At 58.4% G+C, this 16,084-nt stretch carries 18 protein-coding genes and 1 pseudogene; 3 read left to right on the top strand and 16 right to left on the bottom strand.

Translation table 11 applies throughout. From position 1 onward, the window contains the following. Positions 1–14 precede the first annotated feature (14 nt). Complete coding sequence (locus tag M2497_RS21110) at positions 15–824, bottom strand: MipA/OmpV family protein (RefSeq protein WP_248482928.1); 810 nt, start codon at positions 822–824, stop codon at positions 15–17. Then, on the bottom strand, positions 821–2,302 hold the full coding sequence (locus M2497_RS21105; protein WP_248482926.1) for an efflux transporter outer membrane subunit: 1,482 nt from the start codon (positions 2,300–2,302) through the stop codon (positions 821–823). Before M2497_RS21105 ends, M2497_RS21110 begins: the two co-directional genes overlap by 4 nt. Before the next feature lie 97 nt (positions 2,303–2,399). On the opposite strand from M2497_RS21105, the gene M2497_RS21100 reads away from it, so the two are divergent. Both M2497_RS21100 and M2497_RS21095 read left to right on the top strand, forming a co-directional pair. After that, the gene (locus tag M2497_RS21100; RefSeq protein WP_248482924.1) at positions 2,400–3,089 is read left to right on the top strand and encodes a response regulator; all 690 of its coding nucleotides are present in this window, start codon (positions 2,400–2,402) and stop codon (positions 3,087–3,089) included. 5 nt (positions 3,090–3,094) lie between these two features. After that, the gene (locus tag M2497_RS21095) at positions 3,095–4,270 is read left to right on the top strand and encodes an ATP-binding protein (RefSeq protein ID WP_248482922.1); all 1,176 of its coding nucleotides are present in this window, start codon (positions 3,095–3,097) and stop codon (positions 4,268–4,270) included. Positions 4,271–4,302: 32 nt separating this feature from the next. Here the strand turns inward: M2497_RS21095 and M2497_RS21090 are convergent, their stop codons facing one another. From M2497_RS21090 to M2497_RS21025, 14 genes and pseudogenes are all read right to left on the bottom strand, one after another. Further along, positions 4,303–4,587 carry a hypothetical protein gene (locus M2497_RS21090; protein WP_248482920.1) on the bottom strand — a complete coding sequence of 95 codons (285 nt, stop codon included), beginning with the start codon at positions 4,585–4,587 and terminating at the stop codon, positions 4,303–4,305. Between the two features lie 852 nt (positions 4,588–5,439). Further along, a pseudogene (locus tag M2497_RS21085) lies at positions 5,440–5,644 on the bottom strand (hypothetical protein); the annotation flags it as partial. A gap of 390 nt (positions 5,645–6,034) precedes the next feature. After that, positions 6,035–6,766 (bottom strand): TIGR03747 family integrating conjugative element membrane protein, encoded by a 732-nt coding sequence (locus tag M2497_RS21080; protein WP_248482918.1) that lies wholly within the window; start codon positions 6,764–6,766, stop codon positions 6,035–6,037. 88 nt (positions 6,767–6,854) lie between these two features. Further along, positions 6,855–8,960, bottom strand: a complete 2,106-nt coding sequence (gene traD, locus M2497_RS21075) for a type IV conjugative transfer system coupling protein TraD (protein WP_248482915.1) — start codon at positions 8,958–8,960, stop codon at positions 6,855–6,857. 9 nt (positions 8,961–8,969) lie between these two features. Then, the gene (locus M2497_RS21070) at positions 8,970–9,485 is read right to left on the bottom strand and encodes an integrating conjugative element protein (RefSeq protein WP_248482913.1); all 516 of its coding nucleotides are present in this window, start codon (positions 9,483–9,485) and stop codon (positions 8,970–8,972) included. Continuing rightward, positions 9,482–10,030: a lytic transglycosylase gene (locus M2497_RS21065; RefSeq protein ID WP_248482911.1), complete on the bottom strand. Its 549-nt coding sequence runs from the start codon at positions 10,028–10,030 to the stop codon at positions 9,482–9,484. The genes M2497_RS21070 and M2497_RS21065 overlap by 4 nt, the downstream gene beginning before the upstream one ends. Then, the gene (locus tag M2497_RS21060) at positions 10,012–10,731 is read right to left on the bottom strand and encodes a TIGR03759 family integrating conjugative element protein (RefSeq protein ID WP_248482910.1); all 720 of its coding nucleotides are present in this window, start codon (positions 10,729–10,731) and stop codon (positions 10,012–10,014) included. The genes M2497_RS21065 and M2497_RS21060 overlap by 19 nt, the downstream gene beginning before the upstream one ends. A gap of 9 nt (positions 10,732–10,740) precedes the next feature. Further along, positions 10,741–11,412, bottom strand: coding sequence for a chemotaxis protein (locus M2497_RS21055; RefSeq protein WP_248482908.1), 672 nt, complete (start codon positions 11,410–11,412; stop codon positions 10,741–10,743). Further along, complete coding sequence (locus M2497_RS21050) at positions 11,409–11,951, bottom strand: PilL N-terminal domain-containing protein (protein ID WP_248482905.1); 543 nt, start codon at positions 11,949–11,951, stop codon at positions 11,409–11,411. The genes M2497_RS21055 and M2497_RS21050 overlap by 4 nt, the downstream gene beginning before the upstream one ends. A 106-nt stretch (positions 11,952–12,057) precedes the next feature. Beyond that, the gene (locus M2497_RS21045; protein ID WP_248482903.1) at positions 12,058–12,804 is read right to left on the bottom strand and encodes an ABC transporter substrate-binding protein; all 747 of its coding nucleotides are present in this window, start codon (positions 12,802–12,804) and stop codon (positions 12,058–12,060) included. Between the two features lie 52 nt (positions 12,805–12,856). Then, entirely contained in the window at positions 12,857–13,351 is a 495-nt protein-coding gene (gene radC, locus M2497_RS21040) for a DNA repair protein RadC (protein ID WP_248482901.1), read from the bottom strand. Between the two features lie 100 nt (positions 13,352–13,451). Next, complete coding sequence (locus tag M2497_RS21035; RefSeq protein ID WP_248482899.1) at positions 13,452–13,709, bottom strand: hypothetical protein; 258 nt, start codon at positions 13,707–13,709, stop codon at positions 13,452–13,454. Positions 13,710–13,780: 71 nt separating this feature from the next. After that, positions 13,781–14,362, bottom strand: a complete 582-nt coding sequence (locus M2497_RS21030) for an STY4534 family ICE replication protein (RefSeq protein ID WP_248482897.1) — start codon at positions 14,360–14,362, stop codon at positions 13,781–13,783. A gap of 903 nt (positions 14,363–15,265) precedes the next feature. Next, positions 15,266–15,607: a helix-turn-helix transcriptional regulator gene (locus M2497_RS21025; RefSeq protein WP_248482896.1), complete on the bottom strand. Its 342-nt coding sequence runs from the start codon at positions 15,605–15,607 to the stop codon at positions 15,266–15,268. 209 nt (positions 15,608–15,816) lie between these two features. Between M2497_RS21025 and M2497_RS21020 the strand changes: the two genes are divergently transcribed. Continuing rightward, on the top strand, positions 15,817–16,074 hold the full coding sequence (locus M2497_RS21020) for a hypothetical protein (protein ID WP_248482894.1): 258 nt from the start codon (positions 15,817–15,819) through the stop codon (positions 16,072–16,074). Positions 16,075–16,084 lie beyond the last annotated feature (10 nt).

Below are 16,084 nucleotides of genomic sequence, written 5' to 3'. Positions count from 1 at the left end.
CTGGCGCCTCGTTATCAGAAGGTGTAGTTGATGGCGAACATGCCCAGGCCGGCGTTTTCACGTCGGACCAGCGGGCTGTTACGGGCCTGGTCGGCGTACTGGGTCAGCGTCAGGCTGACCAGCGTCGACCAGTGCGCGTCCAGGCTGTGCTGCCAGTTCAAGGCGGCGGAGTAGGCATAGATCCCGGCGTCGGCGTCGTATCGCCCGTAGAGTGAGCGTTGGCTCTGTGCCTGGGTGACGCCGAAGAAGGTCTGGTTGTAGCGGCCATCACCGGCATGGGCGTCGATGTCCAGGGCCAGGGTGTCGCTGCCTGTGTGGAATAGAATGCCTTCCAGGCCGAATCGGTAGCGGTTACCGCGATGTTCGCCGGCCATGCGCAGTTCGGCTTCGCCACTGACCGACAGCCAGTCAAGCAGTTGCTGGCTGAGGGTGAAGTCGGCGACGGTGGCGCCGCTGACATCACCCATGCCGTTCAGCTCGCGGTCGCCCGGGCGGCTGGTGCTGTCCTTTTCCTTACGGCCCAGGTCGTAGTTGATCGCCGCGCTGGCGCCAAAGCCGCTGTCGGATTGAAATTGCAGGCCGACACCACGGGTGGTGTCGGCGAACAGCACGCCGCGCTGGATGCTGAACATCGGCAGCACGAGCGCGCGGTAGCGGTTGGCACCCATGTAGCGCGGCGTGACACCCATGCCAAGGCCCAAGGTGGCGGTGGTTTTGTCGGCTGCGGGGTTGGCGTCGGCCGCCTGTGCTGGGGTCGCGAGCGTGCAGGCCACCAAGGCGGCGCCCCACAGCACGGTGCGGGTAGGGGGAGTGGTCAAGTTCATGGTGAAACCCTTTCAGCGGAGGAAAATAGCGGTGCGCCGGACAGCGCGCGATACAGCGCCAGGCGGTTGAACAACAACTGGTAGGTGGCCTTGCGTAATTCGATGGCGGATTCAGCCAGACGAATTGAGGCGGCCGGGTGTTCTGAGCGTGCAGCCGCACCGGAGGCAATCTGTTGGTCCAGACGCTTGGCCTTCAATGCGGTCAATGCCGCCAGATCAATTTGCGTGTTGGCGTTGGCCAACGCTTGCTGACGTTGAGTCAACAGGTCGGCGATTTCGCGGAAGGCGTCCTGCACGGTCTTTTCGTATTGGGCGGCGGCTGATTGTTGGCGAGCGGTCGCGAGATCCAGGTTGGCCTGGTTGCGGCCACCGTCGAATAGCGGAAGGTTCAGTTGCGGGGTGAACAGCCAGGCGCCGCTGCCGGATGAAAACAAGTTGCTCAAGCGCGGGCTGGCGATGCCCGCGCCGGTGCTCAAGGTGATCGAGGGGAAGAACGCTGCTCGCGCGGCGCCGATGTTGGCATTCGCGGCGCGCAGGGTTTCCTCGCATTGGCGCACATCGAAGCGCTGCAAAAGCCGCTGTGACGGCAGATCGACCAGCCATGACGGCGGGTTGAGATCGATGACTGGGCTTTGTGCCGCCGCTGCCAGAGGGGTGACTTGATACCCTGTGACCCACGACAACGCCTGTTGCGCACGCGCATGTTCAGCGCTCGCATCCTCAAGTTGCAGCGCGGAACGACGGACCTGCATGCGCTGAGTGTCAACCGTGTCCTGCGCCACTAGACCTGCTTTTTGCTGGTCGTCGAGTACGCTCAGCAGCTGGTTCTGGTTGTCGAGAATGGACTGGGTGTCGGCCCTCACGTTGGCCTGCAAGCGTTCCTGCAAATATAGCCGCGCCACTTCGACGATCAGCGCCTTACGCGCGGCCTGGGTACCGTAGCGCGTGGCCAGGTAATCATGTCGCGCCGCTTCGGACAGGCTGCGCACGCGTCCGAAAAAATCCAGCTCAAAGTCCGAAATACCCACGGACGCCACTGCGATGTCCTGCCCATAGCGTTCGTCGGCGGCTTTGTCGTGCAAGTGCTGGCGGTTGCGTTGCAGCCCTAAGGCCACGGTGGGCAGGCGATCGGCGCGGGAAATACCGAACTGGGCGCGGGCTTGCTCGACACGCAGCAACGCCATGCGCAGATCACGGTTGTAGTCCAGGGCCTGTTCAACCAGGTGCAGCAACTGCGCCGATGAGTCCAGGCTGCCCAGCAGCTGTTTCTCTTCTTCGCTGAGCGCTTCTACATCGTTGATCGTGGAGGAGGGGGCGTCCGCTACCCGTGTGCCTTGCAGGTTGTCCGGTACCGGCAACGCAGGCGTGTGATAGGTCGGCGCCAGCGAACAGCCGGCCAACATGCCGACCAGCAGCAAAACCGCGCCGAGGCGTTCAGGCAGCTTGATAGGCTTGGACAGCGATGCAGTGGTCGGCATAGGATCGGTTCGCGAAAGTCGGGCGTAGGGCAATACTGGCAGCGGACTTTCAATAAACCGTTCGTGAATTATCAAGGTTTCATCAAGAGGCTTCTTTGTGTCAGGAAAACGTATCCTCATTGTCGAAGACGATGCCGACAGCGCCAATATTCTCGAAGCCTATCTGCGCCGGGATGGCTTTGAGGTGGCCTTGGCCGAAGACGGTCAGCGTGGTCTGGACCTGCACAAAAGCTGGCAGCCCGACCTGATCCTGCTGGACGTGATGCTGCCCCGCTTGAGTGGCACTGAAGTGTTGTCCGCCGTGCGCCGCAGCAGTGATACGCCCGTTATTATGGTCACGGCCATGGGCGACGAGCCGGAGAAACTCGGCGCTTTGCGCTATGGTGCCGACGACTATGTGGTCAAGCCCTACAGCCCGCGCGAGGTGGTGGCGCGCGTGCACGCGGTGTTGCGGCGCACCACGGGCAGCCAGCAGGTGGAACAGCTGTTGCGCCATGAAAACCTGCGAGTGGACCTCGTCGCCTTTACCGCTGCTATTGAACACCGCGATGCGCCAACGCAGCTGCTGGATCTGACGCCGACGGAGTTCAAACTGTTGGTCACCTTGCTCAAGACACCCTCCAAGGCGTTCACCCGTGATGAGCTGCTGGAAATCTGCCTGCCGGAAAGCGAAGCCCTGGCTCGCGTCGTCGACACCCATGTGCATAACCTGCGGCGCAAGCTCGAGATCCATGGCATCGCCGGGGTGCTGGTGACGGTGCGCTCCATTGGCTATCGATTCAGGTGAACAGCATGCTTGAGACATCACGGGTCAACGATAAACCCTTGTGGCGCTGGATCGGCATGCGCATGAGCCTGTTGGCGATTGGCGCGGTGGTGGTGATCGCCATCTGCATGTGGATCAACTTCAGGCTGTCGGACCGGTATTTTTTGCAGCACCTGCCGCCGCCGGCGCGCGAGGAGTTGCTGCAGCTGCGCGCCGAGCCGCAGCTCAACGAAAAACGTCTGCGTCAATTGGTTGCCGAATATTATCCGGTGGAATTCTTCCAGCCGGACATTGCCAACCGTGACTGGCTGATTCTGGCTTGCCTGGTGCTGGCCGCCATCCCGATTATCATCGTCTTTGGCTTGTGGTTTTCGCGACCCTTGTCCAGCCAGTTCTCGGCGATTGCCCAGGGCGCGCGGCGGGTCGCCGGCGGTGATTTCCTGACGCGACTGCCGGTTCATCGCGACGCACCTGATGAGCTGCAGCACCTGATCAGCGACTTCAACAGCATGACGACGCAACTGGAGCGCTATGAGCGCGATGTACGCGATTCCAGTGCGGTCATCGCCCACGAATTGCGCACGCCATTGAACGCCGCCATGGGCCGGGTGCAGGGAATGCTCGACGAGGTGTTCCCCAGTGATGCCGCGCAGTTGGGCATGGTCAAGCGTCAGCTCGATCAACTGCGCAAACTGGTGGATGACCTGCACCTGCTGTCGATGGCCCGTGCCGGCCGGTTGGTGCTGGAGCGCAGCGATTTTTCCCTGGCGGCCCTGGTCGCCGAGCGGCTGGCCTGGTTCCAGCCGCAACTGGATGAGGCCGGCGTGTGCACGCAGGTCAGTATTGCCGATGGGGTTCGTCTCCATGCCGATCGTGATCGCCTGGGCCAGGTGATCAATATCTTGGTGGATAACCTGCTGCGTTACGCGGCTGGTGGGGGCGAATTGAGCGTGATGGCGCGTCGAGTCGAAGACCAGGTGGTGATTGAGATCTGTGACCGTGGCCCAGGGATCGAGGCAGAGCACCTGGACAGCGTATTTGACCGCTTCTGGCGGGCGGAGCGCTCCAGGGCGCGTTATTCGGGAGGCAGCGGGTTGGGCTTGTCGATTGCCCGTGCGATCTGCCGAGCCCATGGCGGCATGATAACGGCGGAAAATCGCGCCCTTGGGGGGGCACTCATTAGCGTGAGAGTTCCTGTTTAATGCCTTAGTTATGATGCTGTTGCAGCCCTAGATTAACGATTCTCGTTACTTGACATCTGAAGCGGTGCCTGCACGCTGCACTTAGTGATCGCGGCAATAGCGAGCCCAGCCTTCGGATCGGAAGTCGGCCTTTTCAAGGTGATTGATAGCAGCGACAGCTCGATAGTACCCAGCGCTTCCTCTGGCCGTTTGGGTGTAGCTCTCAGTGGAAAGAAAGCCGGCAAGGCGGCTGGCAGTTGATCTTGGTAACGCGGCATCCAATTGCGGATCACATTGGCGTTGATGTAAGCAAATGTACGCAGCTGATGCTTGAGCATTTCGCACCGAGCCAGAGAAGTCAAATTGACTGCGGATGTTCGCTGCCGAGCGATACAAACGCCAGATTGAACGACTATTTGCCCCGGTACCGCTCACTAGCTATCGCTTTCGACGAGTGCCCGTATGCGTAGCCACCCCTTCCACATCGGTGCAATGACGAAGAGCTCGGCTACCGAGAGTGATCTAGCTCGGGGCTTGTTGGGATAGAATGTTAGATTCGACCGCAGCTACTTAGAGAGCCTGTAGCTGTCCCGACATTATTCAATATTCGTCAAACTGCGGATTTGTACTCATATGAGTGACTCATCCCTAACGATCTTTCCCTAGAGTTTGCCGAAAATCACAAAAATGGATGATTCAAAGGCTCAAAAAAAAGATGGTAGAAAAAGATCTTTTTATGAATGCTATACGTAGAAATCTCCAAAATATGTGCTGTTAGGTTAAACGAGTTTTGCATTTTCTAACTGTGAGCCAGCGTTGTCAGGACCTGTGGTAGCCGTTTAGGATGTCGCATTTGGCTAGGTATTGCTTTTTCGCAAACGCCACTTTTTATGGCTTTAACCAAGTCATTCGAATGGGGAACTATAGCACCCCAGGCGGCGCGCCAATTGGTCCCGTGGCGGTCCACAACGAATTTGCGTGACGAGGCCTCGCCTCGGGTCCGGCACAACCTAAACGTGTACTTCACCCATCTCACAACTCGCACTTTCCTGACGCACCACACCAGATTTCTCGCTGCAGCAGCGCCGGTTTAAAAATGTTGCCATCCGGCATCACCGGCAAGGCATCAACCACCGCAATGCGCTTGGGGATCGCTGCTCGCTCACCGATGTGCCGGGCGGCAAACTCTGTCAGTTGCTCGGTGGTGCATTCCTCTCAGCGCTCACCCTCGGCAGGGTTTTGGTCAGGAAGTGGGTATTATCAATCCAGTATTTGAGCGTTCCAAATAGATGTTCAACGGTCTGGCAGCTCACCCCTCACCATCGCTGGATCATGTTCTAGGAGACCCTGCATCGCGTCGACTACAGCCTCATACTCCCGGCGTTTCAAACGGCGCGCAACGAGCGGCCGACGAAACGGGCAACTGAAATCAGTTGTTGCCACATAAGTGGCAGCCGATTAATTACGCAAAGCGTGATGTCCGTACGCTTAAAGTGTTCGCAAGCAGATGTCGTCCAATGATCCCTGAATATCGGACTAATTAGTTTCGCCAAAGCGGTTTCCCTGCCTTGTTCTTGGTAGTTTTTGCGCTAAGAATATTGAGTATCGTGCCCGGCATCATTTATCTGGAGAAATCGCCTACTCACTTGCATGTTCTTTGCATTTGAGGGACTGTACTAGGCTATCCGTACCACTTTCGTACCACGACCATCCCATGCCCGGCGCCCCGTTCCTTTCTTTTTGGCTGTAGCAATCTCATGCACTACACTCTACCAGTACGTTCTATCAAAGGTACTTTTTGAAGGTTGCCGCGGTGATCATAGTTGCTATTCCGAGCATCACCGCGCAAGGCAAAAAAATCGCCATGGGATTGGGCGAAAACGGTAAGGACAGGTAGATAATCCAGGGCACGATCAGCAGTGGTAAAATTGCTCGCTTAGCACGATGATAGACAAAGCTGCTTTCTTGCCCTGCGCCAAATTTGCGTAGGTCACGGCGCATTAGCCCATCAACAAAGCCAGTGAGCATGCTCAGCAAGAACAGTGGCGTGGCTAAGACCAGAATGGTCAGACGCACTACAAAGGTGAAGGTAATGTATACCGCGGCCAGCACGAAATCTTCAATACTCACATAGAGCTGATTGGTCCAGTGCCAGAACCTATTTCCCTGGCTCGACACCCGGGCCTGATGAGCAAAGTCCGCAAATCCAGTTTTGACCAAAAGCCGCTCGGTGAGGAGATCCAGTATCTGGACGATCATCTGCCCAGGTTGTTGGAGAATGAATGAAGATTTGAAGTGCTCGCTAAGCCAACCCAGTTCATTAGTCAGCATGCCTTGGCTGTGTCTCCAGCCTTGATCCCCCCAGAAGAAAAGCAGGCCAGCCCACTCGATCAAGATCGAGAACAGCAATGAGGCAATTAACAAACTGATGATGCGCAATACTAAGCCGATCGCTGAGATGATCAATCCCGGGCGCTGGGTCGGTTGTGGCGGCGTGTTCCGGACGGAAGTCGCCATCGTTCACTCCATTGTGCTTTGCATTTGGTATCGTCAGGAAACCTTCTGAATAGCTTGCTGCTGAATCGAAACCTGTGGTGGGGTAGGGCTACCCCACCTGATCCAGATCGAAGTTGGTAGTTGGGCCGCCACCGCTGGCGCTCCACCATTGTCCCGCCTGTGCGTTGTAGGTGGCCCGCATCCGCTGGGTTAGCTCCTGCAGGTCCTTAGGCATGGCATCATCGTTGGAAGGTTTTGGCAATGGCATGCGGACTTTCCACAGTTGGCCACCAGCCTGGAAGGAGAACATTTGCCCCTTGGGCAAACTGACGATGTGAGCCGGCTCGATCAGCGGCACACTGGTGCTGCTGACACGGTCCTGTGAGGACGAGGTGAAGTCCGTGTTGGCCTCAGGATCGGAGGTGTCGGTGGCGCCCGACACCAGGGTTTTGGTCAGCACGTTGACCTTAGGCAACTGCTGGGTGAGCAGCTCCGCAGTGGCGGTCTCGCGCACGCGGAGCATCTGCAGGGTGTTGAAGTTACCGATGACCTGGCCGGCCTTGGCCCGGTTGCCGATTCGCGCTTCGATATCGCTAAGGGTCTGGGTGTAGGCCGTCACCTGGATGCCGGCCCCGCCGCCCTTGTTGATCAGCGGGATGAATTCATCACCCATCAACTCGTTGAACTCATCGGCGTGGAGGTTGATCGGCAACTTGTCACTGTTGTTACCCGATTGGGGCAGGCCATGGTCGATGCCGTGTTTGTAGATGTGTCCGGCGACCGAGACCAAGTCGGCGAACATGGAGTTGCCCACCGCGGCGGCCACCTCGGCGTCGGTCAGCGCATCCAGACCGACGTAGACGATGCCGCGTTTTCGGATGACCTGCATCCAGTCGAAGATCGGCCGCGGGTCATCCAGGTCGGTGTAGTTGGGGGCCAGTAACTGGGCGGTCTTGCCGGTGGTGAGTTTCTCCAGCAGCGGCAGTAGCGAGGCAACGATCTTGTCGAAGTAAGTACGGTCGTAGCGCACTGCCGAACGCAGTCCGTCCATTACCGGATCAAATACCCGTTTGGCCGCCAGATACTGCTCGATGGCCACCACACGCTTTTCGCGCCCGATCATATGCCGGGGAATGTTCTTCTCGGTGAGCTTGCCTTCAAGTTGGACGATCACTTCCCAGGCTTTCGGATCGGTCTTGGCGAAAAATTGCTGGGCGTATTCGATGAACAGTGCGTCGATGTTGACCACATGTCGCTGGATCTGCAGGTAGTCCGGACGTCGGCCCAGTTCGATCAGTACGCGGGCGATGATGTTGACGAAACGCCAGGCGAACTCACGGAAGGCCGCAGAGTTGCCTTCACCACTGAGTTGCCCAGCAATGCGAGACGCCACCTCAGAAATGCGTCCGAAACGTCCCACGGCGTTGTAGCGGGCCGAGATCTCCGGCCAGCCTAGATGGAAAACATAAAACTCCTTTTCCCGACCAGCGCGTTTGGCTTCGACGTACATCCGTTTGAGCAAGTCGGCATCGCCCTTCGGATCGAAGACGATGACCACCTCATGTTCGATGCGATGAATGTCCTGGGTGATGTACACCTCGGCGAGCCGGGTCTTGCCGACACGGGTAGTGCCTAGCACCAGGGTGTGTCCGACCCGTTCGCCCAGCGGCAGACTGACTTCCGTTTCGTCGGGCTCGACCCCATGCAACAGCGGCGAGCCACCTACCGGGGGCAAAGGCCGCAATGGATTGAAGGCACTGTCCCAGGCCGTGACACGGGCCAGTGTCGAGAACGGAAACGGTGCATGTTCCAGGCGACGTTCGAGTCCACGTGCCAGGCGGTAACGGGTCGGTTGGTCGACATAGTTGGCGACCGCCGGATCCTGGGCCTCGACCAAGCGCTGGGTGTGCAGGCGGGTCCAGCGAAAGCCTCGGCCCATGAACAGACGCTTGCGGCTGACCGGAATCTGCCGACTGGTCAGCTCGTAGCGGGGCAGCCGACGGATATTGCGCCGATAACGCAGCACCTCCCAAGCTTGTCGCAGGCGGATCAGGCCGAACAGGGCATAGGCCAGCGCTGCAACCAGACCGATCTCGGGTGACAGGGCCACAGCCCAGGGCGAGTACACGCACAACACTGCGGCAGCGATACAGATTGCTACGGTATACAGCTCCACCGCTGGCCGGAGCTTGGACTCCATCGCATGCTCGGCCATGACCTGGACTCACTGTTCCAGTGAGGTGGCAGTGATCAAGACGGGATAGTGCTCAATCTGCAGGCGGGTGGCGATGTCGTTGCCGTTGACCGGCAGGATGGTGATGCCCGGAGCGGCTGCTCGAATCCGAGCCAGGGCTTCATTATCGGCCACTTCGACGGCGAGGCCAGCCGCGCCCATTTCCTGCAGTTCAGCAGCGCGTTGTCGCAGCCAAGTCAGCGACTGGGAATCGTCACCGACCAGAAAAAATGGCCGCAAGCCCGGCATGTTCAGGGCGCGAGACGTGATCTGGCCGGGGCTCAAGTGAGAACTGCGGATGGGTAGTATCCAGGCTTCATCGGCAAACGTGGACAGGTCCGCATGCATGGCCCGATCAGGCTGGGTCTTGTTGTTTATTGGCGGCCTGGAAACTTGAAAATGGGGTCGGATGAAGTCGCTAGGCTGATCCTCGGCAACGGTCAGTTCCGGCTGGGCGAAAGGTGCCAAGAGCAGGGTGAAATAGTAGGTAAGGGGGATTCGCTTCATTGTGGTGTGCCCTGTTCAAAGGAAATCAGCAGCTGTTCGAGTCTCTGGGAAAAGCCAGCACGGTAGCGTGCTGCCGGCGCGCCTCCTGCCGGACGGTGATAGCGCCCGGCAGCCAACACCCAATCACCGGTGGCAGCGTGATGCTCCTGCAGCAGTGCGGCGGTCACGGCGAGATTTCGGTAGGGATCAAGGGCTTCGCAAGGGCTGGAAAAACGTTGTCCGTGGTAACCCAGGTTGGTTTGCCCGAGACCGGCATCGACCCGCTTGGCGTCATGTCGGGTGAGCGCCTGAAGCAAGGCGTGACAGGCGGCCTGGCGAGTGGCGAAGCGGTAGGGTGTTCCGGCGATGTTCAGGGTCCAAGGCCAGGGCAGCAGTCGACCACGGACGCGGATACCACTCTCCTGCAGGGCAATCGCGAACAGCACCGTAGAAGGGATGTCGGCGTCATGCGCCGCCAGTTGGTAGGCAGGAGGCGGAAGTTCGTCAGCCTGGACGGCGAGCATCGTCAGCATGAGTGCTATACCACTCAGTCGAGGCGTTGCCATTGTCCATTCACCTGTTGAAATGTGGCAGGCAATGCCCCCGGGGCACCCAGGCTGAACCAGCGACCACGGTCATGGTTCAGGGTGATCTGCCGACGTTGGACCTTGGCCGGATCGATGTCCGCTTGCCGAGCCCAGCTACGGACGCGTTCATCCTCGCCTTGGCTGCCCACCAGGTAGATGTCGAACGCTGTGCCACTGTTTTGCAAACGTTGCGCTTCGGCGGTGCACTCCGGGCAGTGGTCCTCCACAAATAGATACTTGCGCGGCACGACCGACGAGCTGGCAGGGGACGGAGATGCCATGCCCTGGATCGGCAGCAACCCGGGAAACAGCTTGGCCCAGGCGGCGTTGTAAGCGTTTTGGTAGGCCAACTCGCGCTCGGCGCGTTTGGCTTCCAGCGCTACCTGTAATTCGGCATAGCGCTGGCGCTCTTGGTCGGTCAGGGCCTCGACCCCGAGTGCGGTCAACGGATCGAGGCTCGGGCTCCAGAAACCGCGCGGGCCGGCTTGGATCTGTTCGAAGCGCGTCCACTCCTGCTCCGTCAGACCCCAGCTCGCCGCCTGTTCAGAGTCAGAGCGCCCCAGCGGAGCAGACTGCGTGTCCTGGATCCGTGACTGTGTAGCGACGGGGTTGCCCACCGCAGCGCCCATGGCCAGTAGCGAAGCGAGACAGACAACGGTGGGCAGTAGCGTTCTGTTCATGATCACTTCTCAAGGGAGGTGCACGGTCTGATCTGGCTGAGCGGCCACCGCGAAGATGGCTGAGTTCGGCTCCAGTATTTTCAGGCGCCAAGCCCCTTGCTGCTCACCGCTATGTAGCAGCCGGACATCCGTGAGCGAGCGACTGTCATGAGGTGCGACCGCCAGAAAGCGCTCACCACCGCGGGACTCGACACTCAATACTGAAAACGGTGGCGAGAGCGGGGTGGGTTTGGGGCGAGCGGTCTTTTTCGGTTTGGTCGCAGAAGGCGTCGACGATGGGGGTGATGGCTGGGTCTTGTGCTCCAGGAGCTGCTGCTCGACCTGTTCAAGGCGTGCGCGCAGCGCTGTCAGGTCTGCCGCGGTGGCGCGGGCTGCGAGACCATCACGCAGTTCCTGTATCTCTTGCGCCCACTGATCCAACATCGGATCGAGGGTATTGGCCTGTTGCTCACCGGAATCGACCATCTGCTTCAGGTCTTTCAGCGCGTACTGCAGTTTTTCCTGTGCATCCTTGAGGGCGCTTGCATCACGTTGCAGGGTGTCCAGGGTTTGTTGGTATTGCGTGTTCGTGCTCTGCAGTTCGGCCACGCGTTGATACTGGTTATACAAACCACCGCTCAGGCCGGCGACCGCCAGGCAAAGCAGCCCAATGATGAGGGTTTGAAACGTCGAGGCTTTCATGGGCGTGCCTCCGGCTGATGGGGCGAGATGGGTGTGATCAGCGCGACGCCGGCCTCCGTTTTCTGCTGTTCGAAGCAGACCGAACGGCTGACTTCGTCGGTCGTGAGTTGCCAGGCGGGGCCAGCTAGCACTTGTAGCGCTCTGCGCAAAGGGATTGGACCAAGCCGGTAATGGGCCGCGGGCAGGGGCCGAGTAAAGAGCACCCTCACGGACGCGGTAACGGGGCAGAGCGAATAGCCCGAGCGCTGCAATACGTACTGCAATGCATCCTGTACCGAAGGGCTCAGTCCGGAGGGGATGTTCACTTCAATGATTTGGGCAAGAAGATCGCGTTGTTCTGTGGTGGGCTCGGTGCTGACCAGCGTGTAGCGGCCATAGCGCAGCTCTCCGGGGTGGATTCCTTCGGCTGTGCCCTCCGAGAGCTGGGCCCGATTGGAGCCACTGCTGATTTCCGGATGGGTCGGCAATGGGTTGGGGATTTGCGCGGTGCAGGCGCTCAACGAAGCCAGCAGGCAGACAGGCGTAAAAAAACGCGCCATGGAAAAAACCTCATGTCAGATTCAGTGCAGAACCTGACATGAGGTGAAGGAGCGATTCAGTGAGAAAGTTGATTCAAGGCGGGTCGTGTTAACGCTGAACGCGTTGCTATTCATCAAAAATGGCGAGCCCATCCAAGACGGCGGCGTCGGGGTCGAAGATCAACAATCGCACATCCGCCAATGCCGCGAGGTACAGCACCTCGATCAACGCTACTGGCGTACCGGCATCGAGTTGCTCTTGCCTCAGCGATGAGTAATGACGGCCCTCAATCTTCACCAGGTTCTCGTCCGTCCATGGCGTGCCGATCAGTTTGCAACCGATACCGCAGCAATCTGGCAGCGTAAAAAGCTCGAACAAGAGGCCGGTTTGCCGCAGAGCGAAGTTACTGACCCACTCCTCCAGATAAAGCATCGCTTCTTCGGGAAGGTGCGCGGTACTGATTTCCCAGGCTCGACTGTAGTGTCCCGTTTCGAAGCTCAAGCGATGGACCATGGCTTGGGCCTCTTCCAGGGAGTACAGATCACTGAGGTGATGCCGCTCGTTGAGCATTTCGCCCATCACAGCGTAGATCACTTGGCGCACTAGCCCGCTGGACTGACAGCGTTCATCCAAATTATCCGGAATGGAGTGGCCTTCGCTGATCACGGCGAAATCGTCATTGAACAGGCAGGGGAACAGTTGCAGCTCATTGTCGGGCAGATGGGCTTGTGAGTCGTGCACGGGTCGAAAGCAGGGAGGGCAGTCGTTTTCGTAGGTGATCAGTAGCAGCCGTTCGATATGAAGGTTGTCGTAACCGCGAGCAAATGGAGTTGAGGTCGTCAACAGGGCTGGGGCTTGGTGTGTGGGGTTCATGAGGGTTCTCCAGAATGAAAATGAACAAGGCGCCCGAAGGCGCCTGTGAGGGTTAAAGCCAGCCGTATTCGGCAAGGGAGAGCGGACGACCTTCACCCACGATGAAGTGATCCAATACGCGCACTTCGATCAAGGCCAAGGCCTCCTTCAACCGTGCGGTCAAGACGCGATCTGCCTGGCTGGGTTCCGTACACCCCGAAGGGTGGTTGTGCACAAAAATGGCGGCCGCAGCGTTATGCGCTAGGGAACGCTTAACGACTTGGCGGGGGTAAACGCTGGCGCCATCAATGCTGCCGTGAAAGAGGACTTCGAACGCCAACACCCGATGCTTGGCATCGAGAAATATCACACCGAAGACCTCATGCTCTTGTTGCACAAGATGCAGTTTTAGGTATGAGGCCACGGCGCCAGGTGAGGCCAGGTTCGGGCCGCGGGCGAACAGCCGACGATCCAGAATATGCAGCGCTTCGTCGATCACCTGGTTTTCTTGGACGATACGATCAGCCTCGAAATCCGAGGTTTCAATCAGTGTGAGTTGGGTGCTCATGGTGGTACCTCCGAAGGGAACACTCAGGGGTACACGCCCGAGGGGAGTGGTGTCCCCGAGGTGGGTGTGGAGTCGCGGGCGTTAGCAGATGGCGCGCTGTTTATAGCCGCGTGAATCGCTGGCGTTGACCGTGTAGGGGCGAACTACAACCGTCGCAGGGCAATGGGGAAAAAGCTTTTATTCCCCAGCCAGTTTCGGGATCGAAGTCGGCACTGATGGGCATTAACCGAACCAATTCTCGATGGATGCCGGCGATGCGTTTCTCAATTTCATCCGTCGTGTAATAGAGCGATAACGTGCTGTAGTCCTCGTAAGCAGTAGCAAACAGGCAGTCGTCGCAAAGCCAGAAGGATTCCATGTTGGTTCTCCTGTGCGGATTGAAGAAAAGGCGCTCGACGGAGCGCCTTGATGAGGAACATCGTGGACTGTTCAGGCGGACTGAACGGTACGGGTGGCATCACGGCGGGCCGTGCGGGGAGTGGGTGGAGATTCAGGTTCGACCCGAGCCTCTGTTGGGTTTGCGGTCTCCTCAGCTTCGGTATCAGCCGATGAAGGGGATGGCTCACTGTTTGGCGCTTGCTCAGCAGGTGCTGTTACTTCCTGCCTGGCGGGCGCTTTGTATTCGAACGTGCCGTTGACCTTGATCCAGTCAATGAACAGCAAACGACCTTTCAGGCTGGCGCCCGGTTGACCTTGTTTATCGCCTTTCTCGTAGAGAAACGGATCGATCCACAGGTCGCCGATACGGAAAGACAGCAAGACCTTTTTCTCGGCTTTGACGGCGTCCATATAGAGACGAATCAAGCGTTCAGCTTCACCCCCAGCGACCTTGCAGTCGAAACGGGTGTACTCCACCGCATCGCTGGCACCGTGCAGGGCTGCGATATCGCAAGCCATGAATGGCTGGCCGCGGCGGACTTGTACTTCACGAACACGGTTGAGATAACCGATACCGACGGTGTGCAGATTGAAGTAAGTGGTCGCTTCTTGGGAGTGGTTGGCGTGGGTCATGGTGGTTCTCCTGTTTCAAGGGAAAACGGCGACGCACAGCCCCTGACAGGGAAGTGAGCCTCCGTCAGGGTGGGTAAGGTGAAGGCGAGCGATGAACGACTCGCCACCGGCAAACCGATGACGATCAGAACGATGCGTCTGGGGGAATAGCGGAGCAGCAGAGAAACGTCTGCGGTGGTGATTCGCAGGCATGGGGTAGTGGGCATTCATTACCGCTGAAGCGGTAACCGCGCGAGCTTCCGAACGCTGATCGCACTTGGGTAAACCACCACGAACGTGGCGTAGCCTTAAAGGTTCAAGCTACCTGGGCTGGGCTGTCAACGACAGCGAACCACGCCCTTTGTATAAGCCTGTCACAGGGGAGCGTCAAGACGCTGCCACCCGATTTTTTATGGCCGGAATAGAGTGGTAGTCACCGGACTGAAGAAAGTGAAGAGTGGGCCTGGCGAGGTGCCAGGCGAAGAAGAGAAAAGCCACCTTTGACGGTCGTACGCAGTCGACAAACTCCTCGCAAAACTTGGGTTGACTGCGCCATGATTCGCCAACCGACCCTTGTCGTGGCCTGGGTCGGAACATGCGGGCACGCATCCGCGCACAAAAGGTGCCCAGTGTTTCCCCGGCGGGCTCCGGGACTGAATACGATCGCCGAAGTGGATGACCACTGTTGCCCTAGAGGCAACACTGGTCATCCGCCACCACGATCAGGTCGAGCACAAAACGGGAGTGAAATCCCACAGAAGAAAAGGCCCCGAACTCTAGGAGTCCGACCGAGCTACCCGGAGCGCATCGGTCTTGGGTCGCCATTGGCGATGATCCTGAAGCACTACAGCAGAGAGGGCGGGATGACGTCAAGGCAGAGAGCCTCCCCTCAAAGGCCCCTATACCGAATGCGAGCGTATAAGCTCACTTGTTGGCGAGATGAGCAGCCAACTGTTCGACGGTCGCCAGGATAAAGGCACGGTCACTTTCTTTCAGACCACTCAGCAGACCCGCGATCATCTGGCCCTGGTCCTTGGGACGATTGCTCGACTCCGTCAGCAGTTCATCCATCCTGCAGTCGAAAATGTCCGCCAGTTGCATCAGCTTGACCACGGAAAGCTCCACCACACCCCGCTCCAGGCGCGAAATGGCTTCACTGCCGATCCCCATGCGTTCAGCCACCTCTTCCTGGGTGAGATTACGCTCGGTCCGGTGTTTCGCGATCATGCGCCCGATTTGGGCTTGGGTTGGATGTTTATGTGCCAAGTGATGAGTTCTCCAGTTCAACCCGAATGGTTGAGCAAAGACCCATTGACATGAACATCCTTAGCGGTTGAGTATCGACTTATTGGGTTGTTATATTGGCTGAAATCGCTGTGTAATGCGACGTGGCTTCTATTCCTCCAGGAATCAGAGTCCGAGGTGGTCAGTGAGAATGAACGGTCTGATACGGCCAAGCTGAGGAACGGTTGAGCATGGAAGAAGAGAGCGAGAACGTCATGGATCTGATTTGGGATCGAACACTGGAGCTGTTCATCAAGATTCATGATTGCCCGGAGAACCCCGAGCACTTCGACAGCCTTGTTCATTGGCTCAACGAAAATCCTGCTCACCTGAAAGCATTCAACGAACTGGGGCAGATATGGATTTCGACAGGCATCGCCTTGGCCCGTGAGATCGGGCAACCCCTAAGCGATTTAGAGAGGGATCAGTCGCCGTTGATGATGCACTGACCCGTATATC

The organism is Pseudomonas sp. CYM-20-01 (assembly GCF_023169845.1).
Taxonomy (GTDB): Bacteria; Pseudomonadota; Gammaproteobacteria; order Pseudomonadales; family Pseudomonadaceae; genus Aquipseudomonas; species Aquipseudomonas azotoformans.
The sequence above is the reverse complement of the archived record's forward strand: the minus strand, read 5'-3'. Positions and strand labels throughout refer to the sequence as shown.